The organism is Arthrobacter sp. NPDC058097 (assembly GCF_042884885.1).
Taxonomy (GTDB): domain Bacteria; phylum Actinomycetota; class Actinomycetes; order Actinomycetales; family Micrococcaceae; genus Arthrobacter.
In genome coordinates this window covers 98966-124205 of the sequence record NZ_JBHVSZ010000013.1, presented here as the reverse complement: position 1 = coordinate 124205, position 25240 = coordinate 98966, and the positions used below count along the sequence as shown (strand labels likewise).

Annotated in this window: 22 protein-coding genes; 13 read left to right on the top strand and 9 right to left on the bottom strand. The window is 68.9% G+C overall.

The window, feature by feature from the left end; genetic code table 11:
- Window positions 1-143: 143 nt before the first annotated feature.
- The 5 genes from ACFVTE_RS20530 to ACFVTE_RS20510 all read right to left on the bottom strand — a co-directional run bounded on the left by ACFVTE_RS20530 (window position 144) and on the right by ACFVTE_RS20510 (window position 5635).
- Entirely contained in the window at window positions 144-1787 is a 1644-nt protein-coding gene (locus ACFVTE_RS20530) for an FAD-dependent oxidoreductase (RefSeq protein ID WP_387103681.1), read from the bottom strand.
- On the bottom strand, window positions 1784-2869 hold the full coding sequence (locus ACFVTE_RS20525; RefSeq protein WP_387103678.1) for a zinc-binding dehydrogenase: 1086 nt from the start codon (window positions 2867-2869) through the stop codon (window positions 1784-1786). The genes ACFVTE_RS20530 and ACFVTE_RS20525 overlap by 4 nt, the downstream gene beginning before the upstream one ends.
- Window positions 2870-2878: 9 nt before the next feature.
- Window positions 2879-3181 (bottom strand): YciI family protein, encoded by a 303-nt coding sequence (locus ACFVTE_RS20520; RefSeq protein ID WP_387103675.1) that lies wholly within the window; start codon window positions 3179-3181, stop codon window positions 2879-2881.
- Window positions 3182-3318: 137 nt separating this feature from the next.
- Window positions 3319-4215 (bottom strand): LysR family transcriptional regulator, encoded by an 897-nt coding sequence (locus ACFVTE_RS20515; RefSeq protein WP_387103673.1) that lies wholly within the window; start codon window positions 4213-4215, stop codon window positions 3319-3321.
- Between the two features lie 91 nt (window positions 4216-4306).
- Window positions 4307-5635 (bottom strand): MFS transporter, encoded by a 1329-nt coding sequence (locus ACFVTE_RS20510; RefSeq protein ID WP_387103670.1) that lies wholly within the window; start codon window positions 5633-5635, stop codon window positions 4307-4309.
- A 204-nt stretch (window positions 5636-5839) separates the two neighbouring features.
- Here ACFVTE_RS20510 and ACFVTE_RS20505 point away from each other — a divergent pair, with 204 nt between their 5' ends.
- From ACFVTE_RS20505 to ACFVTE_RS20460, 10 genes are all read left to right on the top strand, one after another.
- Window positions 5840-6625: an IclR family transcriptional regulator C-terminal domain-containing protein gene (locus ACFVTE_RS20505; protein WP_387103667.1), complete on the top strand. Its 786-nt coding sequence runs from the start codon at window positions 5840-5842 to the stop codon at window positions 6623-6625.
- A complete protein-coding gene (locus tag ACFVTE_RS20500; protein ID WP_387103665.1) occupies window positions 6625-7422 on the top strand; it encodes an IclR family transcriptional regulator in 798 nt (265 codons plus the stop codon). The genes ACFVTE_RS20505 and ACFVTE_RS20500 overlap by 1 nt, the downstream gene beginning before the upstream one ends.
- A 197-nt stretch (window positions 7423-7619) precedes the next feature.
- The gene (locus tag ACFVTE_RS20495) at window positions 7620-8990 is read left to right on the top strand and encodes an MFS transporter (protein WP_387103662.1); all 1371 of its coding nucleotides are present in this window, start codon (window positions 7620-7622) and stop codon (window positions 8988-8990) included.
- Between the two features lie 80 nt (window positions 8991-9070).
- On the top strand, window positions 9071-10234 hold the full coding sequence (locus tag ACFVTE_RS20490) for a Gfo/Idh/MocA family protein (RefSeq protein WP_387103659.1): 1164 nt from the start codon (window positions 9071-9073) through the stop codon (window positions 10232-10234).
- A gap of 3 nt (window positions 10235-10237) precedes the next feature.
- On the top strand, window positions 10238-12328 hold the full coding sequence (locus tag ACFVTE_RS20485; RefSeq protein ID WP_387103656.1) for an FAD-dependent oxidoreductase: 2091 nt from the start codon (window positions 10238-10240) through the stop codon (window positions 12326-12328).
- Window positions 12325-13173, top strand: a complete 849-nt coding sequence (locus tag ACFVTE_RS20480; protein WP_387103654.1) for a sugar phosphate isomerase/epimerase family protein — start codon at window positions 12325-12327, stop codon at window positions 13171-13173. The genes ACFVTE_RS20485 and ACFVTE_RS20480 overlap by 4 nt, the downstream gene beginning before the upstream one ends.
- Window positions 13170-14051: an aldo/keto reductase gene (locus ACFVTE_RS20475; protein WP_387103652.1), complete on the top strand. Its 882-nt coding sequence runs from the start codon at window positions 13170-13172 to the stop codon at window positions 14049-14051. Before ACFVTE_RS20480 ends, ACFVTE_RS20475 begins: the two co-directional genes overlap by 4 nt.
- 20 nt (window positions 14052-14071) lie before the next feature.
- Window positions 14072-15874 carry an FAD-dependent oxidoreductase gene (locus ACFVTE_RS20470; protein WP_387103650.1) on the top strand — a complete coding sequence of 601 codons (1803 nt, stop codon included), beginning with the start codon at window positions 14072-14074 and terminating at the stop codon, window positions 15872-15874.
- A 33-nt stretch (window positions 15875-15907) separates the two neighbouring features.
- On the top strand, window positions 15908-16252 hold the full coding sequence (locus ACFVTE_RS20465) for an ArsR/SmtB family transcription factor (RefSeq protein WP_387103648.1): 345 nt from the start codon (window positions 15908-15910) through the stop codon (window positions 16250-16252).
- Between the two features lie 13 nt (window positions 16253-16265).
- Window positions 16266-16763, top strand: a complete 498-nt coding sequence (locus ACFVTE_RS20460) for an SRPBCC domain-containing protein (RefSeq protein ID WP_387103646.1) — start codon at window positions 16266-16268, stop codon at window positions 16761-16763.
- Window positions 16764-16864: 101 nt separating this feature from the next.
- On the opposite strand, the gene ACFVTE_RS20455 is transcribed toward ACFVTE_RS20460, so the two are convergent.
- From ACFVTE_RS20455 to ACFVTE_RS20440, 4 genes are all read right to left on the bottom strand, one after another.
- On the bottom strand, window positions 16865-17047 hold the full coding sequence (locus ACFVTE_RS20455) for a hypothetical protein (protein WP_331575490.1): 183 nt from the start codon (window positions 17045-17047) through the stop codon (window positions 16865-16867).
- Between the two features lie 493 nt (window positions 17048-17540).
- Window positions 17541-19313 carry an acetyl/propionyl/methylcrotonyl-CoA carboxylase subunit alpha gene (locus ACFVTE_RS20450; protein ID WP_387103643.1) on the bottom strand — a complete coding sequence of 591 codons (1773 nt, stop codon included), beginning with the start codon at window positions 19311-19313 and terminating at the stop codon, window positions 17541-17543.
- Entirely contained in the window at window positions 19313-21001 is a 1689-nt protein-coding gene (locus ACFVTE_RS20445; RefSeq protein WP_387103696.1) for a 5-oxoprolinase/urea amidolyase family protein, read from the bottom strand. The genes ACFVTE_RS20450 and ACFVTE_RS20445 overlap by 1 nt, the downstream gene beginning before the upstream one ends.
- Window positions 21002-21065: 64 nt before the next feature.
- The gene (locus tag ACFVTE_RS20440) at window positions 21066-21824 is read right to left on the bottom strand and encodes a LamB/YcsF family protein (RefSeq protein ID WP_387103693.1); all 759 of its coding nucleotides are present in this window, start codon (window positions 21822-21824) and stop codon (window positions 21066-21068) included.
- Window positions 21825-21928: 104 nt separating this feature from the next.
- Between ACFVTE_RS20440 and ACFVTE_RS20435 the strand changes: the two genes are divergently transcribed.
- The 3 genes from ACFVTE_RS20435 to ACFVTE_RS20425 all read left to right on the top strand — a co-directional run bounded on the left by ACFVTE_RS20435 (window position 21929) and on the right by ACFVTE_RS20425 (window position 25096).
- The gene (locus ACFVTE_RS20435) at window positions 21929-22600 is read left to right on the top strand and encodes a GntR family transcriptional regulator (protein WP_387103640.1); all 672 of its coding nucleotides are present in this window, start codon (window positions 21929-21931) and stop codon (window positions 22598-22600) included.
- 340 nt (window positions 22601-22940) lie between these two features.
- Window positions 22941-24302 (top strand): MFS transporter, encoded by a 1362-nt coding sequence (locus tag ACFVTE_RS20430; RefSeq protein WP_387103637.1) that lies wholly within the window; start codon window positions 22941-22943, stop codon window positions 24300-24302.
- Entirely contained in the window at window positions 24299-25096 is a 798-nt protein-coding gene (locus tag ACFVTE_RS20425; protein ID WP_387103635.1) for a putative hydro-lyase, read from the top strand. The genes ACFVTE_RS20430 and ACFVTE_RS20425 overlap by 4 nt, the downstream gene beginning before the upstream one ends.
- Window positions 25097-25240 lie beyond the last annotated feature (144 nt).

Below are 25240 nucleotides of genomic sequence, written 5' to 3'. Positions count from 1 at the left end.
GACCAACCCTCAACCTCGACACCCCAGCCAACCGGCTCAGCCAGCTGCTACAGGCGGCATAACCCCCCGCGTTGCTCCGACTACTTGAATTTGCCCGCCCTAAAGTCGCGACAAGTGGACAAAAACTCCATCCGTGAGTCCGGTTAGAGGTTCTTGGCGAGGTGCTCCCCTACTGCGAAGGCCCGAGTGATGGCCGAGCCCAGGGTTGCTCCGCCGCCGGGGTAGTTGTTGCGGAAAACGCCCGCGGAGACGTTGCCGGCAGCATAGAGTCCAGGGATTGGCTGCCGGTGCCGGTCCAGGACGCGGCCGTTGAAGTCGGTGTCCAGGCCGCCGGAGGTTCCCAGCACGCCGGCGGAAATCCGGACGGCGTAGAACGGCGCCGCCGTCAAGGGTGCCAGGCACGGGTTGGGGGTGTTGGCAGCGTCGCCGAGAAAGCGGTCCTGCGGAGTGGCGCCGCGGTGGAACTCCGTGTCCACTCCCTGCCCGGCGTCGGTGTTGAACCGTGCCACCGTGGCGGCCAGCCCAACCGGATCGATCCCCACGAGGCTAGCCAGCTCCTCCAGCGAATCCGCGGCCGTCATCCAGTCCGCCGGAGTGCCCGCAGCCGAGCCCGCCACCGGGTATTTCGCCAGGTAAGCCGCATCGAACACGAGCCAGGCCGGGTTGTTCTGCTGGCGGCCGGTGGCCGGGTCCACGGAGGCGAACACGCGGCAGGCATCGTGGTAGTTCAGTGCCTCATTCACGAACCGCTTGCCGGCCGCGTTCACGGTGACCGAGCCGGGAAGGGTCATTTCCACGTTCCCCATCCGGCCGGAGCGCACGCCGTCGTACTCGTGCGCGGCCTCGGAAATCACCGGCACACCCCAGATCGCGGTCATGTCCGCCACCGCGGCGCCGGCCTTCAGCCCCAGCTCCAGGCCGTCGCCCTCGTTGGACGGAGCGCTGATGGGCGTCACCGGGAACGGCAGGAAGGCCCTGCGCAGCCGCGGGTTCCACTCGAAGCCGCCGGATGCGAGCACGACGGCGGCCGCTGAGACGGTCTGGCCGGCTGCGGCGCCGCCGAGGGCCACCGTCCACTTGTCACCATCGGGGACCAGATCATCGACCGGCGCGGAGACTGCGATCTCCACGCCGCGGTCCAGCGCGCTCGCCAGCAGCGACCCCACCAGGGCACCGCCCATGGTCCGCACGCCAGTGGCGGCCCGCCGTGCCAGCAGCTCCGGATCCGCGGCCCGGCCGTTCAACTGGTCGCGCTCGGTCATGGTCAGCAGCGGAAAGTACGACGACGGCCGGATCACCTCTGCGAGGCCCGGGTACCCCGACGGGTCGAAGGCGTCGTTGTCCAGGCCGCGTCCGCCGTCGGCCGCCCCCTGCCATTCCATGTGGTAGTCCGGGCGTGCGATCGGTGTCAGCGACAGCCGGGTTTCGGCGTCGAGATAGGCGACGGCGCGCGGTGCCATGGTGACGTACCACTCCACTTCCTCCCGGGTCAGCACGTGCCCGGCGGCCGCGGTCAGATACGCAACCCCGTCCCCGTGGCTGTCCCGGTAGCCGGCCTGCCGGGCGAGGTGGTTGTTCGGCGCCCACATCACCCCGCCGCCGGCAGCGGTGGTGCCGCCCAGCAGGCGCGCCTTCTCGGCCACCAGCACCCGCAGCCCGGCGTCGGCCGCCCGGACCGCGGCGACCAGGCCGGCTGCGCCGCTGCCCACGACCACCACGTCGTAGGTGCCCGGGATGTTCCCGGCGGGAGTGAGCAGCGGGTAAGCCGCCCCGTCGCCCCCGCTCACGCCAGTGCCTCTCTAAGTGCGGCAGTTCCCGCCGGACGGGCGGACTGCGCGGCCGGCATCTCCACCACGATCTTGCCCACCGGCTCGGTCCGGCTCCGCATCAGTTCGAAGGCCTGCTGCAGGTCCTCGAGGCGGAAGCGGTGGGTCATCAGCGCGCGGGCCTGCTGCCGGTGCCGGGCCAGCAGTTTCAGCCCTGCCGGGATGAGGTTCAGGCTGTTCCGGCTGCCCAGCAGGTCGACCTCCTTGAACGGGATGGTGTTCATCGGGACGGACGCGGTCCGCGCCGAAATCCCCACCTGCACGATCCGCCCGGCGCTCGCCACCAGGCGGATGGCGGTTTCCAACGAGGACGGGACACCCGTGGCCTCGATGACCAGCTCCGGGCCGGACGAATCCGTCAGCGCATCGAGCCGGACGCCCTGGTCTGCGCCCGGGAAATCCGCACGGGGATCCACTAGCAGCGTGTCCACTGCGCCAAACGCGGAGGCCAGCTCCAGCCGGCCCGGCTCGGTGTCCACACAGACCACGGCAGCCCCGAGGTCCGTCAGGTACAGCGTGGCGAGCAGCCCGATCGGACCGCTCCCCAGCACCAGGGCCGTTTCCCCCGGCGACGGCCGGCCCCGGTTCACCGCCTGCATGGCGATGGACGCGGGCTCGGCCATGGCTGCGAGATCCAGGTCCAGGCCGTCCGGCACGGGGCACAGCTTCTCGACCGGGACGCTGAGCAGCTCCACCAGCGCGCCGTCCGAGTAGCAGCCGATGCAGCCGATGTTCTCGCAGACGTTGAACCGGCCCAGGCGGCATGGGCGGCACTCTCCGCAGTAGACCATCGGGCTGACCGCGACGCGGTCACCGGCGCGGATGCCGGCGCTGTTGTTTCCGATGGCCTCGACGATGCCGGCGAATTCATGGCCCTGGATGACGGGCAGCCCCGCCGGATAGTCGTCCTCCCAGATGTGGAGGTCGGTCCCGCAGAGCGTGACGCTGTGGACGCGGACCAGGGCATGGCCGGGCTCGAGGACCGGCTCCGGAACGTCCTCGTACCGGATGGTCTCCCTGGCGACGGTGCGCGCGATCAGCATGGTGCGCTCCTAGTTCCGGCCGGCGCTGGTGCTGGCGCCGAAGACCACGTTCCACTGCCGGATGCTGCGCTGCGCCACGAGGCCGTTGCGGTAGAACGGGTCCTGGTTCATCAGTGCCTCGACGTCGGCCTTGGAGTCCGCCTCGATGATCAGCAGCGCGCCCGGATCCTCCTCCGGCCCGAATGGCCCGCTTTTCACCAGCGCGCCGCCGTCGAACTGCTCCTGCAGGAATTCGACATGGCGCGGGCGGTGTTCGTCCCGGCCGGCAGACGAGTTGGCGGCGTAGGCGTAGGTGACGGCAAAAGTTCCCATGGGGTGTCCTCATCGTTGGGGGCGGATGTCCCCTCCATCGTGGCCACCGGGATTGTGCCGCGTCCAACACTTATTTGGTCAATGAGTATGTGGGGAAACCGCATAATGCACGACGGCGGGAGGCCGGGTCGGGTGCCTCAGCCGGCCGGAGTGGGAAGGACTTCCTCGGCGACGGCCAGGGCCAGAGCAAGGGCGGGTGAGATGCCGTCCGGGTTCCAGGCGAGGCCCGACTCCAGCAGGGGAGCGGTGCCGGTCAGCGGAATGAACACGGTGCCTCCCGGCATGATGCCGGCCATGGAGGTGGGCATCAGGCTCACCCCGACACCGCCGGCCACCAGCGACAGCGCGGTGTAGGGGTCGGTGACCTCCTGTGCCACCCGCGGCCGGAACCCGGCGGTGGCGCAGGCCGAGAAGATGGCCTCGCGGAGGGTGGACCCCTGTGCGGCGCGCATGGTGACAAAACCGTCGTCGGACAGCTCGGCGAGCCCGACAGCCGGCCGCTCAGCCAGGGGGTGGTCCACAGGAACGGTGGCGCCCAGCTGTTCGAGCGCGATGCTGCGCGTGGACAGCGGGCCGGCATCGAGCGGCAGTCCGACGAAGGCGAGGTCCAGCGAACCGTTCCGGAGCTGCTGCAGGGCGTCCTGGGTCAGCAGGCCGCCCGTGAGGGTGAGGTCGAGCGACGGGTAGCGGTGGCGGAGCGCGCGGGTCAGCGGGGGAAGCGTCCGGTGGTTCAGCGCCCCGGAAAAGCCGATGCTGAGCCGGCCGTAGAACGTGCCGGGTTCGGTGACGGCGGAACGGCGGGCGAGATCGAGTTCGTCGATGATCCGGCGGGCATGGGGGAGGAAGGCGACACCCGCCGTCGTCATGGCCACCGAGCGGGTGTTGCGCTCGAACAGGTCTGAGCCGAGCTCCTTCTCGAGCTTCCGGATCGTCTGGCTCAGCGGCGACTGGGCCATGCGGAGGCGGTGCGCTGCCCGGCCGAAGTGCAGTTCCTCGGCCACGGCAAGGAAGGCCTCGATCTGCCGCAGCTCCATGCGGGTCCTCCTGTTAACAGCAGTCGGTGCCCTCAAATTAGCAATCTGAGGGCACCAACTGCTCGTTCGCGCTGTGTTGGTTGCGCTGCGGCTACTTGACCGGGTTGCCGAGCTGCCGCAGCGGGGTCTTGTGGGTTTCGCGGGCCCAGTACGCACCGGCGACGGCCAGCAGCGACGAGGCCGCGACGATCCAGGCCGCGGGGCCCCAGTTGGCCTTGTCGGCGCCGACCAGGGCGGTGCCCAGCAGAGGGGTGAAGCCGGCGCAGAGGATGCCGACCTGCAGGCCGATGGCCATGCCCGAGTAGCGGACCTTGACGTTGAACAGCTCCGAGAACCAGGCCGGATAGATGGCGTTGGACATCGAGTACGTGCCGGCGGTGATCACCGTGCTGGCGAGGAAGATCATCGGGATGTTGCCGGTGGAGATGACGGAGAAGTACACGAAGATCATCAGCCCGGATCCCAGGACGCCGGCGATGAACACCGGGCGCCGGCCGAAGCGATCCGAAAGATGGGCCAGCAGCGGCTGGCTGAACATGGCGATGACGTTGCCCAGGATGCTCACCCACAGCATGGTGGAGGCCGGGACGCCGACGGACACGGCGTACGCCAGGCCGAAGGACTGCATAAATGTGTTGGTGACAGTCTCGAAGGACATCAGCGCAACCTGGAAGAACTGGGCCGGGTGCGTCTTGAACATCTTGGCGAACGGCAGCTTCACCAGTTCGCCGTGGTCGTGCTTTTCCTCGAAGACCTCGGGCTCCTCGAGGGAGCGCCGAACCAGGTACGCGACCACCAGCACCACGAGGGAGAGCCAGAACGGAATGCGCCAGCCCCAGGCGAGGCGGTCGGCTTCGCTCATGGCGGCCACGGGGAGGAAGGCGAGCGAGGCCAGGACGATGCCGGCGGAGATGCCGCTCATGGCGAAGCTGGCGAAGAAGCCGCGGCGGCCCTCCGGAGCCTCCTCGGTGGACAGGGCGGAAGCGCCTGCGGTTTCCGCGCCGGCGGAGAGGCCCTGCATGAGGCGCAGGACCACCAGCAGGGCCGGCGCCCAGTATCCGGCGGCGTTGAAGTCCGGAAGCACACCGATCAGGAACGTGGCCGATCCCATGAGCACCAGGGTCAGCACGAGGGTGTTCTTGCGGCCGATCTTGTCCCCCAGGTGGCCGAAGACGACGGCGCCGAAGGGGCGGGCCACGTAGGCCACGCCGAAGGTGGCAAACGAGGCGATGAGGGCGACGGTGGCATCGCCCGCCGGGAAGAAGATCTTGGAGAAGACCAGCGACGCCGCGGTGGCGTAGATGAAGAAGTCGTAGTACTCCAGCGCGCCGCCGAGGAAGGCGGCGAGGGCGGCCTTCTTGGCGCGCTTGAGCTGGTACTGCTTCGCCTCAGCGGTGACATTGGGGGCGAGATCGGTCATTGCAGGGGTCCTTCCGCACTGAAAGACGGGGTCCGGATTTTTGAATTTGTGCGTATCGCGAACAGTCGTGCGATATGCGACTAGAAAAATGATAGCGCAGAGTGAAGCGGCTCACAATCCGTTCTTGCTTGCCCGCCCCTGGCCGGATGGCGGCCCGTATTCTTGGTACGTCAGGAACAGCGAAGCTTGAGGTGCAGGTAGCTCATGGACGAACAGCCGGCCTATTTTGTGAAGTCGGTCGAGAAGGCGTTCGACGTGCTGCGCGCCTTCACCCCGAACACGCCCCGGCTGACGGTGTCCCAGGTGGCCGTCGCGGCGGACACCACCCGGGCTTCCGCGCGGCGCTTCCTCCTCACCCTGGCCGACCTCGGCTACGTGCGGGCGGACGGGGCGCACTTCGAGCTGACCGCGCGCTCGCTGGACATCGGACGGTCCTTCCTGGCGAACCTCGAGCTTCCGGCCATCGCGGACCGGCATTTGAAGGCGCTCGCTGCCGAACTGAACGAGACCACATCCCTCTGCATCCTCGACGGCGCCGACGTCGTGTATGTCGCCTGCGTCCCCTCGCCCCGGCTGCTCAGCGTGACCATCACCGTGGGCACCAGGTTCCCGGCGTGGGCAACCTCCATGGGGCGTGTGCTGCTGGGGGCCCTGGCCGAGCCGGAGCTGCAGGCCTACTTCGAAACCGTGCGGCTGCAGAAGCTGACCGAGCATTCCGTTGCCAGCCTGGAGCAGCTGCGGGCGGAAATTGAGCGGGCCAGGTCCAGGGGGTGGGCCATGGTGTCCCAGGAACTGGAAGAGGGATTGCGCGGCGTGGCGGTGCCGGTGTGCCGCGGCCATGAGGTGGTGGCGGCCGTCAACGTCTCCCTGCAGACGCACAGGTCACCTGCCGAGGACATCGAGAAGTCCGTGGTGCCGCGCCTGCAGGAGGCGGCCCGGCAGATCGGCCTGGACTACGGCGGGGACGCCTCCGGGCTGCGGCGGGCCTGATGGCCAACTCGCCCTCCGGCGAATCCGTGATCCAGCGCGTCGTCAAGATCCTGGATGCCTTTTCGAAGGGCCGGCCGCGGATGTCGCTGAGCGAACTGGTCCGCGCCACCGGCATGTCCAGCAGCACCGCCCACCGGCTAGCCAACGACCTGGTGGACAGCGGGCTGCTGAACCGCGGCGAGGCCGGCGACTACGGCGTGGGCATGAAGATGTGGGAACTGGCGTCCCGCAGCAATCCCCTTGAGGAATTCCGACGGCGGGGCCTTCCGTTCCTCGAAGGCGTCCACGCCGCTGTGCGTGAGCAGGTCTCACTCTCCATTCCCGACGTCGGTTCCGGCACCGTGCTCTACCTGGAACAGCTGGACCGGCACGGCACCGCCACCAACCTGGCCGCCGTGGCCGGCCGGCTCCTGATCCACAACACGTCCTCCGGCATGGCCATGATGGCGCACATGCCGCGCGATGTGCAGGAACGGTTCCTGGCGGGGCCGCTGGAGAAAACCACGGCCTCCACGGAGACCGATCCGGCGCGCCTGCGCGCCCAGCTCGCCCTGATCCGCGAGCGCGGATATGTCCGGATGGCGGGCGTGCTGGTCGAGGAAAACACGGCTTACGCGGTTCCCGTCTTTGGCGAGGGCAACAGCGTGATCGGGGCGATCGCCGTCGTCATTCCGACGGCGGACGAGGACCCCAAGGTGGTGCTCCCCGTCCTGGTGGCCGCGGGCCGCGGCCTGTCCCGGACCATGGGCGCCGAGCGCCGCCCCTACGGCACGCGGCCGTGGCTTCAAGGCCCCTGACCTGGTGCTTTAGCGTCCCATCCGGCCCGCGGCCAGACACGCTGACGTCCCGTTGAACGGGAAGTTTGGCCCCGGCGCTTTTCCCTGCTCCTAGTGTTTTCCTCCAGAGCGCCAGCCACCGGACACGGTGCAGGCTCAACCCTTTGGCCCCACCACCCTCGGTGGCGGCCGCCCTGGAAACTCAACGAGGAGAACCTATGGGACATGTCCAGCCCCCAACCCCCGCCGCGGAGACCGCCGTCCTGGACCGCGCGGACAGCCTTCCGGCGAAGACCCCGCGGAAGGCCGCACTGGCCTCCTTCCTCGGATCCACGCTGGAGTACTACGACTTCTTCATCTACGGCACGGCCGCCGCGCTGGTCTTCCCGAAGATCTTCTTCCCCGGCGGCGATCCGGTGGTGGCGCTGCTCGGCGCGATGGCCACGTTCGGCGTCGGCTACCTGGCACGGCCCCTGGGCGGCGTCATCATGAGCCACTTCGGGGACAGGATCGGCCGCAAGCAGGCCCTGATGATCACGCTGGTGATCATGGGCGTTGCCTCCATCGGCATCGGCTTCCTGCCCACCTACGACCAGATCGGCTACTGGGCCACGGCGCTGCTGCTGGCGGGCCGGCTGGCGCAGGGATTCTCCGCCGGCGCCGAGTCCGCCGGCGCGTCCACCCTGACCATGGAGCACTCCCCGGAAGGACGCCGCGGCTTCTTCACCAGCTTCGTGATGACCGGCTACGCGTCCGGCATGGTGCTCTCCACGGTGGTGTTCATTCCGCTCGCCGCCCTCCCGGAGGAACAGCTGCTGGGCTGGGGCTGGCGCGTCCCGTTCTGGCTGTCCGCCGTGGTGCTGCTGGTCGCCTACTGGATCCGCACCCGGCTGGAGGAGCCGCCCGTCTTCGAGGAGACCGTGGAAGCGAAGAAGCCCAAGGGCATCCCCGCGGCCGAGGTGCTGAAAACCCAGTGGCGGGACGTCCTGCGCGTGGCCCTCGTGATGCTGTTCTCCGTCATGCAGACCACCTTCACCGTCTATGCCCTGGCCTACGCCACCGGCAAGGGCATCGGCCTGGACCGGACCCTTATGCTCACGGTCAACGCCGTGACCATCGGCCTGTCGATGTTCACCATCCCGCTGGCCGGCATCATCTCGGACCGGTTGGGCCGCAAGAAGGTGCTCCTGGTGGGCTCCCTCGGCTGCGCCGTCACCGCGTTCGGCTACTTCTGGGCCATCAGCGAGCACAACATCGCCATGGTCTTCGTCTTCGGATTCCTGAACATGTCCGTCTTCTACTCCTGCTGGAACGGGGTGTGGACCGTCTTCTTCCCCGAAATGTTCCCGGCGCCGGTCCGCTACTCCGGCATGGCCATCGGCAGCCAGATGGGCCTGATCCTCACCGGATTCGCCCCCGCCATCGCCACAGTCCTGGCCCAGCCGGGTCCCGGCGGGTGGATTCCGGTGGCAGTGTTCACCGTGGCCTGCCTGGCAGTCTCCGCGATCGCCATCGCCAGCGCCCGCGAAACCCACAAGACTCCCCTCGAGGAACTCGGCCAGCCGCGCCAGCGCCGGCATTCCGCCTGAATCCCACATCCCGCTGAAACCCGCATCCCACCGCAAACCCCGCCCCGTCCCGTCTTCCGTCCAGAAAGAAAGTTGGAACCATGACCCCGCCAGCAACCGCCCCCCGCACGTACCGAGTCGGCATCGTGGGCTGCGGCGCCATCTCCCGCAACCACCTCGAGGCCTTCGGCGCCCTGGACAACGTGCAGGTGGTAGGCGTCTGCGACATCGACCTTGACCGGGCACACGCCACCGCCCGGAACTGGGACGTGCCGAACGCGGTGAACACCGTGGATGAGATCCTGGCGCTGGGCGTGGACATCGTCTCGGTCTGCACGCCCCACCCCACCCATGAAGAGGTGGTGCTCAACGCCGCGGCAGCCGGGGTGCACGTGCTGTGCGAGAAGCCGATCGCCACCCGGCTCGGGTCAGCTGAGCGCATGGTCGCTGCATGCGAGGAGGCCGGTGTGCAGTTGGGGGCCCTGTTCCAGCGCCGCTTCTGGCCGGCCGCACAGAAGATCCGTGAAGCCATCGACGACGGGACGCTGGGGCGGCCGCTCATGGCCCAGTGCTCCGTGATGCTGCACCGCGCGCCGGAGTATTACTCCCGCGATGCGTGGCGCGGCACCTGGGAGAACGACGGCGGCGGCGTCCTCATGACACAGGCCATCCACCAGATCGACCTGCTGCAGTGGTATCTCGGTGACGTGGCGGAGGTCTACGGGAAGGTCAACACCTTCCGGCACGGCGGCCACATCGAGGTGGAGGACTCCGCCACCGCCGTCATCACCTTCACCTCCGGCGCCATGGCAACACTGGAGGCGTCGACGGCGGTGTCCCCCAACCTGGGCATCCAGCTGAGGATCACGGGGGAAACGGGTGCCTCGGCGTCGCTGACGGAGTTCCCCGAAGGCAGCGACGGCCGGCTGGACCTGTGGGCAGTGGGGGAGAAGATCACTGTAGAGCCCGTCCATCCCGAGGGCGTGGAGCCGAACGTTGACCTCTCCACCATCAACGGCCAGCTGATTCCGCACCACACCAGCCAGGTCCGCGACTTCGTGCAGGCGCTGGACGCCGGCACCGAGCCCGCCATCACCGGCAGAGACGCCCTCAAATCGTTGCGGATCCTGCTGGCGGTCTACGAGTCCTCCCGTACCGGCCGCCCCGTCCGGTTCACAGACGCGGGGGTTCCGTCGGCAGTCGAGGTGCCGGCCGGCGTCGAGGTTTCAGCCGAAGCCCGCGTCCCGGCGGAAGCGGCAGGCTAGGAAATGGACGCGAGCACAAAGTACGCCGCCCGCCCGCTCACCCTGGGCCGGAACGGCCGCACGCCGCGGACCCTCCGGAACAGGCTTGCCTCCGCCCCGATGGAGCGCAACTACGGCATGGCGGACGGGCGCATCACCGAACAGTACATCGACTACCTCGTCACCCGTGCGCGGGCCGGCCTGGCGCTGGTGACCACCGAAGCCACGTACGTGCGGGCCGACGGCAAGGGCCGCACCCACCAGCTCGGCCTGCACACCGACGCCATGATTCCCGGACTGCGCCAGCTCACTGACGCCCTGCACGCGGAAGGTGCGCTGGCCGCCGTCGAACTTAACCACGGCGGCCGCACCGCCCAGGCCGCCGTGTCCGGACACAAGAACGTGGCGCCGTCGCCGGTGCCGTGCGCGGTGGCCGGCGGGGAGGTTCCGCGGGAACTGACCGCCGAGGAATGCCACGACCTCGTGGCGTCCTACGCCGCGGCAGCCCGCCGCGCCATGGCCGCGGGCTTCGATGTGATCAACATCCACGGCGCCCACGGCTACCTGATCCACCAATTCATGTCGCCCATCTCCAACCACCGCACGGACGAGTTTGCAGCGCCGGAACACTTTTTGAATCTGGTCATCGACGCCGTCCGGGATGCGGCGCCGGACGCGCTCCTCGGGGTGCGGGTGTCCGTTGTCGAGGGCCCGGCGGACGGCATCAGCGCCGAACGCCAGGTGGCGATCATGGCCAAGGCGCATCTGGACCGGCTGGACTTCCTCGACCTGTCCGCCGGAAGCTATGACGCCGGCGAATGGATCGTGCAGCCCGGCGAGTGGCAGCCCGGCCTGCTCCGGGACTACGCCGCGGCCTACCGGCAGTTCGGGCTGCCGCTGGGCATGGCCGGCAGGCTGAATTCGCCGGCCGTCATCGAGGAGGTCCTCAGCGCCGGTGCCTGCGATTTCGTCAGCCTGGCCCGCGCCATCCACGCCGACCCCGCGTTTGTGGGCGGCGTCATCCACGGCGAGGCCTACCGTCCCTGCATCGCCTGCAACGTCTGCATCGACACCCTCGGCCAGGGGCAGGTCACGTGCACCGTCAACCCCGCGGTCGGTCGCTCGAGGATTCCGGTTCCGACGCCGGCGGTGCGGCCGGGCGCCCGCGTCGCCGTTGTGGGGGCCGGCCCGGCCGGCCTCACCGCCGCCCGGGAACTCGCCGTGGCGGGAGCACAGGTCACGGTGCTCGACGGCGGCGCCCGGCTGGGCGGGCAGTTCGCCCTCGCCGAACAGATGAAATCCACCCCGGATTTCCACCGCTTCACCGACTGGTCCGCCGCAGAGAACGGACGGTTGGGCATTGAGGTCCGGCTGGGCAGGCGGGTGGATCCGAGCGACGTTCCGGCGCTGGTCCGGGAAACCGGGGCCGACGCCGTGGTGCTGGCCACCGGCGGGACCCGGCCCGGGGCCGGCTTCCCCGGCGATCATTTGCTTGGTGTGACGGACGTGCGTGAATGGCTCGCCGCCAACCCCGGGGTGCTGAATTCCGATGAGGGCGGTGGCGGCGACGTGCCGGACGCCGTAACCATCTGGGGCGCGGACTCTGTGGCGATGAGCCTGGCCGACACCCTTGCGGACCGCGGAACCGCAGTGCTGCTGGTGGGGCCCCAGGAGGTCCTCGCACCGGAATCCGGGCGCCGGGCCAAGATCCTTGCCGTGCCCCGGCTCGAACAGAATCCCCGGGTCAGGATCCGGCTGGGTGCCACCATCGAGGAATATGACGGCGGCCGGATCCGGATCGCCGGCATTTCCGGGAACGGGGCCGCCCGGGAATGGCTGGACGCACCGGGAAGCCTGCTGGTGTCCCGTTCGGTGCTGCCGCTGGACGATTCCTTCCCCGCAGAGAACCGCGAGGCCGACCTGGCCCAGGTGGCCGGTGTGCCGGTGGCGTTCGCCGGAACGGCGGTGGACCGGACCCCGGCCATCGCCTCCAACGCGGTGAAAAGCGGATACGACGCGGCGCAGCGCATCGCCGCCGCACTCGCCGCGGCGCCCGCGGCACTCACCGGGCCGTCCAGACCCCTCGAACTCAGCATGAACGGAGCAGCATCATGACCGCACCGCGCCGGCAGCTGGGCCTGGCCCAGCTGTCCCTCCTCAACACCGCGCCGCCCCAGCTGGTGGCCATCGCCGCGGAGGCCGGCTTCGACTTCATCGGCGCCCGCGTCCGCCCCGTCACTCCGGGCGAGCGGCCCTACGACCTGCAGCCGGGGTCGCCGATGCTGAGGGAGACCCTCGCCAGGATGGCCGACACCGGCGTCACGGTCCGCGACATCGAGTTCCTGCTGCTGGACGGCACCGACCAGCGCGACGCCTGGCTGGCCATGATGGCGGCCGGGCAGGCGCTGGGTGCGGCATCCCTGACGGTGGCCGCGTCCGACCCCGATCCCGCCCGCCTCGCAGACACCCTGGCGCGCATGACGGAGGACGGCCGCAACCACGGAATCGTCCCCACGCTGGAGCCCATCTCCTACCAGACAGTGAACTCCGTCCCCGCCGCCGTGGCCCTGGCCCGCACGTCGGGGTGCAACATCGTGGTGGACGCGCTCCACCTGAACCGCTTCGGGGCGGTCCCCGGCTCCGCCCAGTGGGCGGATCTTTCGGCGAACCGTGGCCTGGTGCCGATGCTGCAGCTGTGCGACGGGCCTGCCCCCCGTCCGGCTGACCGCGCGGGGCTGGTGGCGGAGTCCCGCTCGGAACGCGGTGTTCCGGGTGAAGGCGGCTTCGACCTCGCCGCCCTCGTCAATGTCTTCCCCGCCGATGTTCCCGTGAGCGTGGAAGTGCCCTCGGACAGCACGGTCGCCCGGCTCGGAGAGCCGGGCTGGGCACGGACGCTCAAGGCTGCAGCCGACGCGGTGTTGCAGGAAGCGGACAACCTCTTGAAGGCAGGAACCAAGTGAGCGGTGTACTGGAAAGCGGTGCACTGGAGAGCGGTGCACTGGAAAGCGAAGCACTGGAAAGCGCGACGGCGGAACTGGCGCCCGGCGTCGTCATTCCCCTGGTCGGCCTGGGCACCTGGCCCATGACCGGCGAGGAAGCCGCCGACGCGGTGGACCGCGCCATCGGCAACGGGTACCGGCACATCGACACGGCCGAGAACTACGGCAACGAGGAGGCCGTGGGCGAGGGGATCCGCCGCAGCGGCATTGCCCGCGGGGACCTGTTCCTCACCACCAAGTTCAACAGGCAATGGCACGGCCGGACAGGCGTGCACGAGGCTTTCGGCGCGGCAACGCGGCGGCTCGGCACCGAGTACCTGGACCTCTTCCTGGTCCACTGGCCGAACCCTGCTCAGGGCCGGTTCGTCGAGGCGGCGGAGGGACTCATCGAGCTGACGCAGGAGGGGCTGATCAGATGCTGGGGCGTCTCCAACTTCAAGCCGGCCCACCTGCGGGAGCTGCAGGCGGCAGGCCTGGAAACCCCGATCAACCAGGTGCAGATCGATCCCGAAACCCGGCAGCCGGACCAGCTGGCCTTCCACCGGGAGCACGGCATCTTCACCGCCGCCTACAGCCCGCTGGGCCGCAGCGGCAGGTTCCTCTCAAACCCTGCCGTTACCGGTCCCGCCGAGGTATACGGCAAGATGCCGGCGCAGGTGGTCCTCCGCTGGCAGGTCCAGTCCGGCCGGGCGGCCATCCCCAAGTCGGCCGATGACCGCCGGCAGCGCGAAAACCTCGACGTCTTCGGCTTCGCTCTTACCGGGGCGGAAATGGCCGGCATCGATGCCCTCGACACGGGCGCGCCGCCGCGGCTGGACTCGGACGAATTCGGACACTGAAAGAAGCACTGGAGCAAGAGATGACCTTTCCGACTGATGCAACAGCACCAACCCCCGACACCCTTGACTGCGGCACCCTTGACTGCGACGTCCTGGTGGTGGGCTCCGGCGCGGGCGGCCTGGCCGCCGCTGTGACGGCCGCGTACCACGGGCTGAAGGTCGTGGTGGTGGAAAAGGCCGACGTCTGCGGCGGCGCCACGGCATGGTCGGGCGGCTGGGCGTGGGCGCCGGGCAATCCGCTGGCCAAGGCGGCCGGCGTTACCGAGGACAACGAGTCCTTCCGCACCTACCTCCGCAATGTCCTGGGGGCCGACTACCAGGCTGACAGGGTGGACGCGTTCCTGGAGGCCGTGCCGCACATGGTGGGCTTCTTCCACCAGAAGACGTCGCTGCAGTTCGTCCCCGGCGCCAGGATCAACGACATCTACGGCGGGCTTCCCGGCGCCGGGACCGGGCACCGCTCGGTGGGGCCCAAACCGATGAACGCCCGTCGGATCCGTCCGGAGCTGCGCGCCAAGCTGCGGCACCAGCTGTATGAAACCTCGTTCCTGGGGATGGGCATCATGGCAGGACCGGATCTGGCCAAATTCCTGTCCGCGTCCCGGGGTAATCCGCGCGGCCTCCTGCATGCGGGCCGGCGCTTCGGCCTGCACATCCTGGACCTGCTGATCCACCGGCGCAACATGCAGCTGGTCAACGGCACTGCCCTGACCGGCCGGCTGCTGCAGTCCGCAGACCGCTTCGGCGTTGACATCCGCGTCTCCACGCCGGCCCGCCGCCTGCTGACCGACAGCGACGGCAAGGTGACGGGCGCCGTCGTCGGAACCCCCGAGGGGGAACTACGGATCAACGCCGCACGCGGCGTGGTCCTGGCCGCCGGCGGCTTTCCGCAGGACGTGGAGCGTCGGAAGGAACTGTTCCCGCACGCGCCCACCGGGCGCGAGCACTGGACGCTGGCGCCTGCGGAGGCCAGCGGCGACGGCATCAGCCTGGGCCAGCAGGTGGGTGCCCGTTTCCGGAGCGATGTGAAGTCCGCGGCCGCGTGGTGCCCTGTGTCGCTGGTGCCGTACCGCAACGGGCGGACCGGCACGTTCCCGCACATCATGGACCGCGCCAAGCCGGGCAGCATCGGCGTCCTGCGCAACGGGAAGCGGTTCGTCAACGAGGCCAACGGGTACTACGACTACGTGGCCGCCATGCTCGAGGCAACGCCGGCGGGGGAGCAGGCGGAGGCCTGGCAGATCGCCGACTCGCGCTTTGTGCGGCGCTTCCCGCTGGGCATGGCCAAGCCGCTGCCCGTGCCGCTCTTCCCCTACCTGCGCTCCGGCTACCTGAAGAAGGGCCGCACCCTCGAGGAACTCGCGGGCCGCTGCGGCATCGATCCCGCCGGGCTGCGGGAGACGGTGGAGCGGTTCAACCGCCATGCAGCCGACGGTGCGGATCCGGACTTCGGCCGGGGCTCCACGCCCTTCAACCGCTACGGCGGTGACGCCACGGTGCAGCCGAACCCGTCGCTGGGCCCCATCGAGAAGGGCCCGTTCTATGCCGTGCGCGTGGTGCCGGGCAGCTTCGGGACGTTCGCCGGGCTGGACGTGGACGGCCGCTCCCGCGCCCTGGACGAGGCCGGCAGGCCCATCCCGGGCCTGTACGTCGCCGGCAATGACCAGGCCAGCGTGATGGGCGGTCACTATCCGGCCGGCGGCATCAACCTCGGCCCGGCTCTCGCGTTCGGATACGTCGCCGGCCGCGACCTCGCCGGCGCCGTGGAGTACGAGGACGACGGCACGGTGCCTGCGGAAGCCGCTGGCAAGTCAGCCCATTGACACGCCCTCCCGGCAGTCATATCCTACAACCAAATGGTTGTAGATCAGCTTAGCGATGCCGAACTTGACCGCCTCTTCCAGGCGTTCGCGGACACCACCCGGCGGGACATCATGCGCCGGGTGACGGTGGGCGAGTATTCGGTGAGCGGGCTGGCGGCCCTCTACGCCATGAGTTTTGCCGCCGTTCAAAAGCATGTGGCGGTGTTGGAACGCGCCTCTCTGGTGACCAAGGAGAAGCGCGGGAGGGAGCAGATCGTGCGGGGCAACCATGACGGCCTGGAGAACGCCCGCCGGCTGCTTGACGAGTACGAGGCGATTTGGCGGCAGCGCGTCGACCGGATCGCAGACATCCTCGCTGAAGAACTCACTGAAGAATAGGAAGGGTCCGGCAATGACGGTTATCAGTACCACCAAGAATCCCGAGGCGCTCAGCTTCACCCTCGTGGCAGAGTTCGACGCCGACGTGAAGCGCGTCTGGCAGATCTGGGAAGACCCACGGCAGCTCGAGCGCTGGTGGGGCCCGCCCACCTATCCGGCGACGTTCAGCCAGTACGAATTCACCCCCGGCGGCGAGGCTTCGTATTACATGACCGGCCCGGACGGCGAGAAACCCCACGGCTGGTGGCGCATCACCGACATCCAGGCCCCGCACCGGCTTGAGTTCGACGACGGGTTCGCCGATGACAACGGTGCGCCGGTCCGGGAGATAGGCGCCGCGCACGCGACGGTCACGCTGGAGGACGTCGGTGGCCGCACCCGGATGACCGTCCAGTCCGTCTTCGAGTCCGAAGAGCAGATGAATCAGATGATGGAGATGGGCATGGAGGAGGGGATGAAGGAGGCCGCCGGACAGATCGACGCCCTCCTGGCCGAGCCTGACCGCGCCTGACGGGCTGCCCGGTTTATCCGGCGCACTATCGGAGAAAACGCAAGAGGACGACGGCGGGATGTTCCCGCCGTCGTCCTCTTGCGTTTTGTCAGGGGTGCTGGCTAGAGGCCCGCGGTGTTCAGGCTGAGCGTGAAGGTGTTCGGGCCGGTCAGGTGGACCGCAACGTCATTCTTGTGGGCGTTCGCCCGGCTCGAAAAATCGTGCACCAGCGACTCCAGTGTGTGGTCCACAGCGGAACGGTCCCAGATCTTGATCGTCATTGATTCAGCGTTGTCAAAGGTCATTTCTCAGTGCTTTCGTGTCTGGGCAAGGCGCCTATGCGATGCCGCGGAACAGGACAGCCCAGGAACGCTCGGAGGCGTTAGGCAGCTCGACGAGCTCACCGGTTTGGCCTCATTGCGTCCACCAGGATTTTGTTGTGTTTGATCTTCTAAGCCCGCCGTGGAAAGCGTATTCCTAGGAGGCTTCACTCTATGATGCACAGGCGCGGGAGGGCATTTCAACCGGAAGCGGCCCAAATGGCGGGTGAGGTTTGACACATGCCGACTTAGCGCGAACGTACACTTGGGGCCCTCAGGAAACGTTTCCCAAGGGCCCCAAGTGTACGTTCGCGCCGGGGGCGCTGGAGTGCGACCTCCTCGCCGTCGGCGGAGTGATCCCCATGATTTTGCGGAGGACGCTGGCCGGCTAAAGCGAAAAGCAAGAGGACGACGGCGGGAGGCCCCGCCGTCGTCCTCTTACCTTTTGCGCCCCGTCTGTTTGAGCGCCGTGCCCGGCTTAGCCGATAACGGCCAGGACCGAGCCGGCGGTGATCACGTCGCCGGCTGCGGCGGCGACGCCGGAAAGGACGCCGCCCCGGTGGGCCGGGACACTGGTTTCCATCTTCATGGCTTCCAGGACCACCAAGGGATCGCCGGCGGCCACCTCGGCGCCCGGCTCCACGAGCCACTTCACCACGGTGCCGCTCATGGCGGCGCGGAGTTCCGCCGGGTCAGCGGCGGCAGCGCCATCGGGGGAGCCGCCGTCGGACGGGCCGGCAGCTGCGGCGCCCAGGCCGCCGGGAAGCGCCTGGCCCGAGCGTGCCCACCCGTCCAGCAGGTCAGCCGGCAGTCCGACGGCAAGCCTGCGGCCGTCCAGGTCCACGGTGATGGTGCGCCGGCGGCCTTCGGGACCGGCGGGGCTGAAGCCGGGATCCGCCGGGATGCTGTCCGCGAAGTCGGTCTCGATCCAGCGGGTGTGGACATCCAGGGCGGTCTCGTTGGTGAAGTCCGGAGCCTCCACTACCGCGCGGTGGAACGGCAGGACGGTGGCTACTCCGCCGATGCTGATTTCGGCCAGGGCCCGGCGGGCCCGGCGCAGGGCCTGCTGACGGTCGGCGCCGGTGACCATCAGCTTGGCCAGGAGCGAGTCGAACTGCGGCGCCACGAAGGACCCTGAGCGGACTCCGGTGTCCAGCCTGACGCCGGGGCCCGTGGGTGCCGTGAATTCGCTCACGGTGCCGGGGGAGGGCAGGAAGCCGCGCCCCACATCCTCGGCGTTGATCCGGAATTCAAACGCGTGGCCGCGCGGGGCGGGATCCTCGGTGATGCGGAGTCGCTCACCGGCGGCGATCCGGAACTGTTCCTGGACCAGGTCGATCCCGGTGGTTTCCTCAGTGATGGGGTGTTCCACCTGCAGCCGCGTGTTCACCTCGAGGAAGGCGACCGTACCGTCGGCTGCGACCAGGAACTCCACCGTCCCGGCACCCGAGTAGCCGGCTTCCCGGCAAACTGCCTTGGCGGCGTCGTAAATCTGGGTCCGCTGCCCGTCGCTGAGGAACGGCGCCGGGGCCTCCTCCACCAGCTTCTGGTGGCGCCGCTGGAGGGAGCAGTCCCGGGTTCCGACGACGATGACGTTGCCGTGCGTGTCAGCCAGCACCTGGGCTTCGACGTGGCGCGGGCGGTCCAGGTAGCGCTCCACGAAGCATTCGCCGCGGCCGAACGCGGCCACCGCCTCACGCACTGCGGAATCGAAGGCCTCCTCCACCTCTTCCAGGTTCCGGACCACCTTCAGGCCGCGCCCGCCGCCACCGAACGCTGCCTTGATGGCGATCGGGAGCCCGTGCTCCTCGGCGAAGGCGCGGGCCTCGGCGGCGGATTCCACCGGCCCGTCGCTGCCGGCCACGAGCGGGGCGCCGGCGCTGACGGCGATCTCGCGGGCCGTGATCTTGTTGCCGAGCTGGCGGATGGCCTCTGGCGACGGCCCGATCCAGGCGAGCCCGGCATCCAGCACGGCCTGGGCGAATTCCGCGTTCTCAGACAGGAAGCCGTACCCGGGATGGACCGCGTCCGCCCCGGACGCGGCAGCTGCGCCGAGGAGCTTGTCGATGTTCAGGTAGGTCTCCGCCGGGGAGTTGCCGCCGAGGCTGTATGCCTCGTCAGCGGCGGAAACGTGCATGGCGTCGGCGTCAATGTCTGCGTACACGGCCACGGAGGCGAGCTGTGCGTCGTCGCAGGCCCGCGCGATCCGGACGGCGATTTCGCCGCGGTTGGCAATGAGGACCTTGTGCATCAGTTACTCGCTTTTCGTTGTGAAGTCTGTTCTGGTGAAGTCTGTTTGGGCGAAGGTTGTTCGGGGGCGATGCGGAAGCGGATGCTTCCGCCGATCGGAACCTGCGCGGCGAGGTCGAGCTGGTGATCCACCACCACGCCGATCACCGGGTAGCCGCCGGTGATGGGGTGGTCGGCGAGGAAGAGGACGGGCAGTCCTTCAGGCGGCATCTGGATGGCACCCGCCACCGTTCCTTCGCTGGGCAGCTCGCCCGTGCGGCTGCGTTCCAGGGGTGTTCCCTGCAGCCGCATGCCCACGCGGTTGGACTCCGGTTTGACCGTCCAGTCCTGGGCGCAGAGGGAGTCGAGGGCGGCCTGGTCGAACCAGTCCGCGCGCGGGCCCGGGACGACGTCTAGCACGGTGACCCCGCCGCTCGGGTAGTCGGGCTGGATTTCCGGACTGCCCACAACGCCGGACTCAGCCGCGCCGCCGGACGGCAGCAGCTGGCCGGCTGCCAGCGGTTTCGGCCCGATCCCGGACATCGTGTCCGTGGACCGGCTGCCCAGCACTGCCGGGACATCGACGCCGCCGCGGACAGCCACGTAGCTGCGGAAGCCGGCGTCGGGAACCCCGATGGTGAGGATTTCGCCGTCCAGCAGGGCGAACGGGGCGGCCGCCGGAACGGTGCGCTGCCGGTCTTCGGTGCCGCCGCCCTCCTCAACAGGGGAGGCCGACGGCGTCACGACGGTAAGTGCCGACGGCGCCCCCGCGACGGCCAGGACCTGGTCACCGATGGCCTCGACCCTGAGCCCGCCGGCGACGGTCTCGATGGCGGCTGCCGACGGCGCGTTCCCCACCAGGCGGTTGGCCCGGCGGAGAGAGGCCCGGTCCAGCGCTCCGGCAGCGGAGACGCCCAGGGCGGAATGCCCCTGCCGGCCAAGGTCCTCGATGAGGCTGTGGATTCCGGGCGACAGGACGCGGAGTCCCGACGTGGTTGCCGGGAGTGCCTGCTGGCTGCCGTCCCGGGTTGCTTCGTCGGAGGGTTCAGGGTTCAGCGTGACCACGTCACGGACGGCACGGAACTGGACCCGGTGCCCCGGGCTGGCCAGGGCGGGCTCTGGGCGGTCGAGGTCCCACATCTTCGCTCCGGTGCGGCCGATCAGCTGCCAGCCGCCGGGCGACTTGCGCGGGTAGACGGCCGAGTAGTTCCCGGCCAGCGCCACCGATCCTGCCGGGACCGCGGTGCGCGGGGAACTCCGGCGCGGAACCTCCAGAGCCTGGTTTTCACCCACCATGTAGCCGAAGCCGGGCGCGAAGCCCGCGAAGGCAACGGTCCAGACCTGGCCCGTGTGGGCCGCGATCACGCCATCGGCACCGAGGCCCGTCAGCTGCCCCACTTCGGCGAGATCCTCGCCGTCGTACACGGTGTCGATCACCACCAGGCCGCCGGCCTGTTCCGCCGGCGCCGTGAGGTCCAGCTCCAGGAGGGCCTGCCCGATCCGCCGTGCGGCGGCGGGGGATTCGGCCCTGACCATGACAGTTTCGGCTGCGGCCAGGACGTCCTGCTGGCCCGGCAGCGGAGCCTCGAGGAGCGCTGCCTGCAGGGCGAGCACGTCCTGCGTTCCGGACACCAGAGCCAGGACCGTGCGTGTTCCCACGGGCCGCACCGCGCGCACCCTGCCGGGGCGGGCGGATGACGCGGAGGGCATGTGGTCTGTGGTGTCTGCCATCGGGTCCTGGATCCGTCGTTTCATGCTGGACAGTCGCTTCATGCTAGACGAACGCCTTGATGCTGATGCCGGCGGTGTCGAGAGCGCGCTTCACGGCGACGGCCATGGCCACCGCGCCCGGGGAATCCCCGTGGACGCACACCGATTCGGCGTTGATCACCAGGTCCGAACCGTCGATTGCTCTGATGGCCTCACCGGTGGTCATCTGCAGGACGCGGCTGGCAACCGCTTCCGGGTCCTCCAGCACGGAGCCGGGCTGCGAGCGCGAGGTCAGCGTGCCGTCCGGGTTGTAGGCGCGGTCCGCGAACGCCTCGGAGACAGCGCGGAGACCTGCGGCATCCGCGAGCCGCAGCACCTCGGATCCGGGCAAACCGAGAATGGGGAGGCCGGGGTCCACCGACTTCACCGCGTCCACCACGGCGCGCGCCTGGGCGGTGTTACGGACGATGGCGTTGTAGAGGCCGCCGTGCGGCTTGACGTAGCGGACCTTGGTGCCGGCCGTCGCGGCCAATGCCTGCAGCGCTCCGATCTGGTAGACGACGTCGTCGGCCAGCTCGCGGGGGTCGACCTCCATGTACCTGCGGCCGAATCCGGCCAGGTCGCGGTAGCCAACGTGGGCGCCGACCACCACGCCGGCCCTGGCGGCCGCCTCGCAGGTGGACCGGATGACACTGGGATCGCCGGCGTGGAATCCGCAGGCGACGTTGGCGCTCGATACCGAGGCCATCATGGCTGCGTCGTCTCCCAGGCTCCATCGCCCGAAGGATTCACCGACGTCGCTGTTCAAATCTATTGCGTGCATTGTGACCCTCATCTCAACTCGTCCTTAGACTAGGATGCACCCTTTGGCAAAAATGTTCAACAATTCAACAATCCGATTGTGGGTGGTTCGTGTAAATTCGGTGTATGGCCACAGTGAACCCGAGTGCAGCATCCCGTCTCCGCGTTGCCGTGCCCGCGGTGGCCGCGCGCGTGGCCAGCGAACTCCGACTTCAGATTGCCGAAGGCGCGCTGCCGCCCGGCTCGAAGCTGAAGGAAGAAGCCCTTTCCGAGGAGCTCGGCGTTTCCCGAAACACTGTGCGCGAGGCCTTTGCCGAACTCGCCAGTGAGCGGCTGGTGGTCCGGCTGCCCAATCGCGGCGTCTTTGTGGCAAGCCTCGAAGCCAGCGACGTCCATGACGTGTATGCCGTCCGGCGCGCCATCGAAGTAAGTGCCGTCCGGGGCGGCGGCAGCGCCGAGAGTATTGCGGCTGTGCGCGCCGCCGTGGAAGAAGGAAAGCGGGCGGCCGAAGCCGGCGACAGTGAAGGGCTCGGCAGCGCCAACTCTCATTTCCATGGCGCCCTCGTGGCTATGGCCGGCAGTGAGCGCCTCAACATCATCATGTCGCAGGTGTTGGCCGAGATGAGGCTCTTCTTTCACAAGGCCTCCATTGACGGCGGCTTCTACCAGGACTACCTGACCGAGAACGAGCAGATCTGCAAGGCGCTCGAAGCCGGGGAGTACGAGCGTGCCGCCGAGCGACTCCTCGCCTACCTCGACAAATCCGAACAGCACCAGACCGCCGTTCACTCGTCCTGACCGCACACCCCTCCAGCGCGCCGAATCCAGTGCGAACGGACACTTGTGGCCCCTGGGAAGCGCTTCCCAGGGGCCACAAGTGTCCGTTCGCGCTTAAACCGTTTAGGCGTGCCGCCCCCTTGACGGTGTGATCCAGGTCGCGTAGCCTGTTCGTCAGTTGCTGGATTGTTCAACACTTCCACAATCCAACAGAATGCCCCGTTTTCGGCGGCTGTCCGGGGGAAGCCGCCAACCAGCCCCAATGCCCGCGCCCTGACAGCGTCGCAGGCCCGGGCAGACCGGCGCACCAGCGCATCCGTGCCACAACGGATGGGCATCCACACTCTTTCTGGAGGAACAAATGGCCAATCAACCCGCAATGGCCGCCGCAGGGACCAGGCCCGCCGTCGGGCGCAAGGACATGTACAAGGCGTTCGCGGCCAGCCTCACCGGCACCGCGCTGGAGTTCTACGACTTCGCGGTCTACTCCGCCGCGGCCGCCATCGTTTTCCCGCTGATCTTCTTTCCGGCGTCGGACCCGGTGACCGGCACCCTGCTGGCATTCTCGACCTACGCGGTGGGCTACATCTCCCGGCCGGTCGGCGGCATCATCTTCGGCCGGCTGGGCGATGAGATCGGCCGCAAGAAGATCCTGGTCTTCACGCTGATGCTGATCGGTGTGGCCACCTTCCTCATCGGCCTGCTGCCCACCTACGGCAACATCGGCATCCTGGCGCCGGCGATCCTCGTCTTCCTGCGTTTCGCGCAGGGCGTGGGCGTCGGCGGCGAATGGGGCGGCGCAGTCCTGCTCTCGAGCGAGTTCGGCGAACCCAGCCGGCGCGGCTTCTGGGCCTCCGCGGCGCAGATCGGCCCGCCCGCCGGCAACCTCCTGGCCAACGGCGCGCTCGCCCTCCTGACACTGACCCTGTCCGAGCAGGCATTCCTGGACTACGGCTGGCGGATCGCCTTCCTGATCTCGGCGATGCTGGTGGCGTTCGGTCTGTGGATCCGGCTGAAGCTTGAAGACACGCCGATTTTCAAGGCCATGGAAGCCCGCGGCGAGCAGCCCAAGGCCCCCATCCGCGAACTGCTCGCCACCCAGCGCCGGCCGCTCCTGGCCGCCATGCTCAGCCGCATCGGCCCGGACGTCCTGTACGCACTGTGCACCGTATTCACCCTGACCTATGGCATGAAGGAACTCGGCTTCGACCGCGGGCAGGTCCTGGTCGCCGTGCTCATCGGCTCCGGCCTGCAGCTCTTCACCATGCCGCTCGCGGGCGCCGTCTCCGACAGGATCAACCGGCGCCTCGTCTATGGCATCGCGGCCGTCGCCGCCGCCGTCTGGGCGTACCTGTTCTTCATCGTACTGGAAGGCCGCTCCCCGGTGATGCTCATTGTGGGCACCGTGCTGGGCCTGCTCTGCCACTCCTTCATGTACGGACCGCAGGCCGCGTTCGTCGTCGAGCAGTTCTCCCCGCGCCTCCGCTCCACCGGCAGCTCCCTGGCCTACACCTTCGCCGGCATCATCGGCGGCGCCATCGCTCCGTTCATGTTCACGCTGCTGCAGAGCACCTTCCACAGCTGGATCCCGGTGGCCATCTACCTCACCGTTGCCTGCCTGCTGACCGTGGTGGGCCTGGCCCTCGGCCGCAACTCGAACGTCGCCGAGGACGAGGAATACCTGCGGGCGTCCGCCGAACCTACCGAAAGCGCAGCCCGATGACCCAGACGAATGCCATCCTGGCCCCGGCCGAGGCCCGCCAGCAGTTCCGCAATGGCCTGGTCACCCCGACGTCGGGCTGGAGCGACGGCTACACGCAGGCCAACCTGATCGCGGTGACGGCGGACTACGCGGACGAGTTCCTCGAGTTCTGCCGCCTCAACCCCAAGGCCTGCCCGGTCATCGACGTCATTCCCGCGGGGCAGTACGAAAGTTCACTCGCCAAGGGCTCTGACATCCGGACCGACATCCCCGCCTACCGGGTGTGGAAGGACGGCGTCCTGGCCGCCGAGGTCCCGGACGTCCGCACGCTCTGGCGCGACGATATGGTGGGCGTGCTCATCGGCTGCAGCTTCACGTTCGAAGCCGCGCTGGCCGCCGAGGGCATCCCGCTCCGGCATACCGAGACGGGCCGCAACGTCCCCATGTACCGGACGAACGTCGAGTGCACCCCGGCAGGGCGCATCCACGGTCCCATGGTTGTCTCGATGCGCCCGATGCCGGCGGAACTGGTGGACGCCGCCATCCGGGTCACCGCCGAGGTGCCGAAGGTCCATGGCGCGCCGGTGCACGTCGGTTCACCCGGGGAGCTCGGCATCGCCGATATCTCCCGCCCCGATTTCGGCGATGCCGTGGACATCCGGCCCGGCGAGGTGCCTGTGTTCTGGGCCTGCGGCGTCACCCCGCAGAGCGCGGTGATGGCGTCCAAACCGGCCTTTGCTATCAGCCACGCCCCCGGGCACATGTTCATCACCGACGTTCCGGAGAGCACGTACCGCGTGCCGGCTGCTGGCTAGCCGTGCCGGCAGGGACCTAGTCCAACAGAAAGGCGGGGCGGGGGCCCCCAGGGGGGCCCCCCCCCCCCGCGGACATACCCGGAACAGGCCCCCCGGGGTTAAGACAACCGGCCGTCGCCCCGACCGGGCGCGGTACCCCGACCA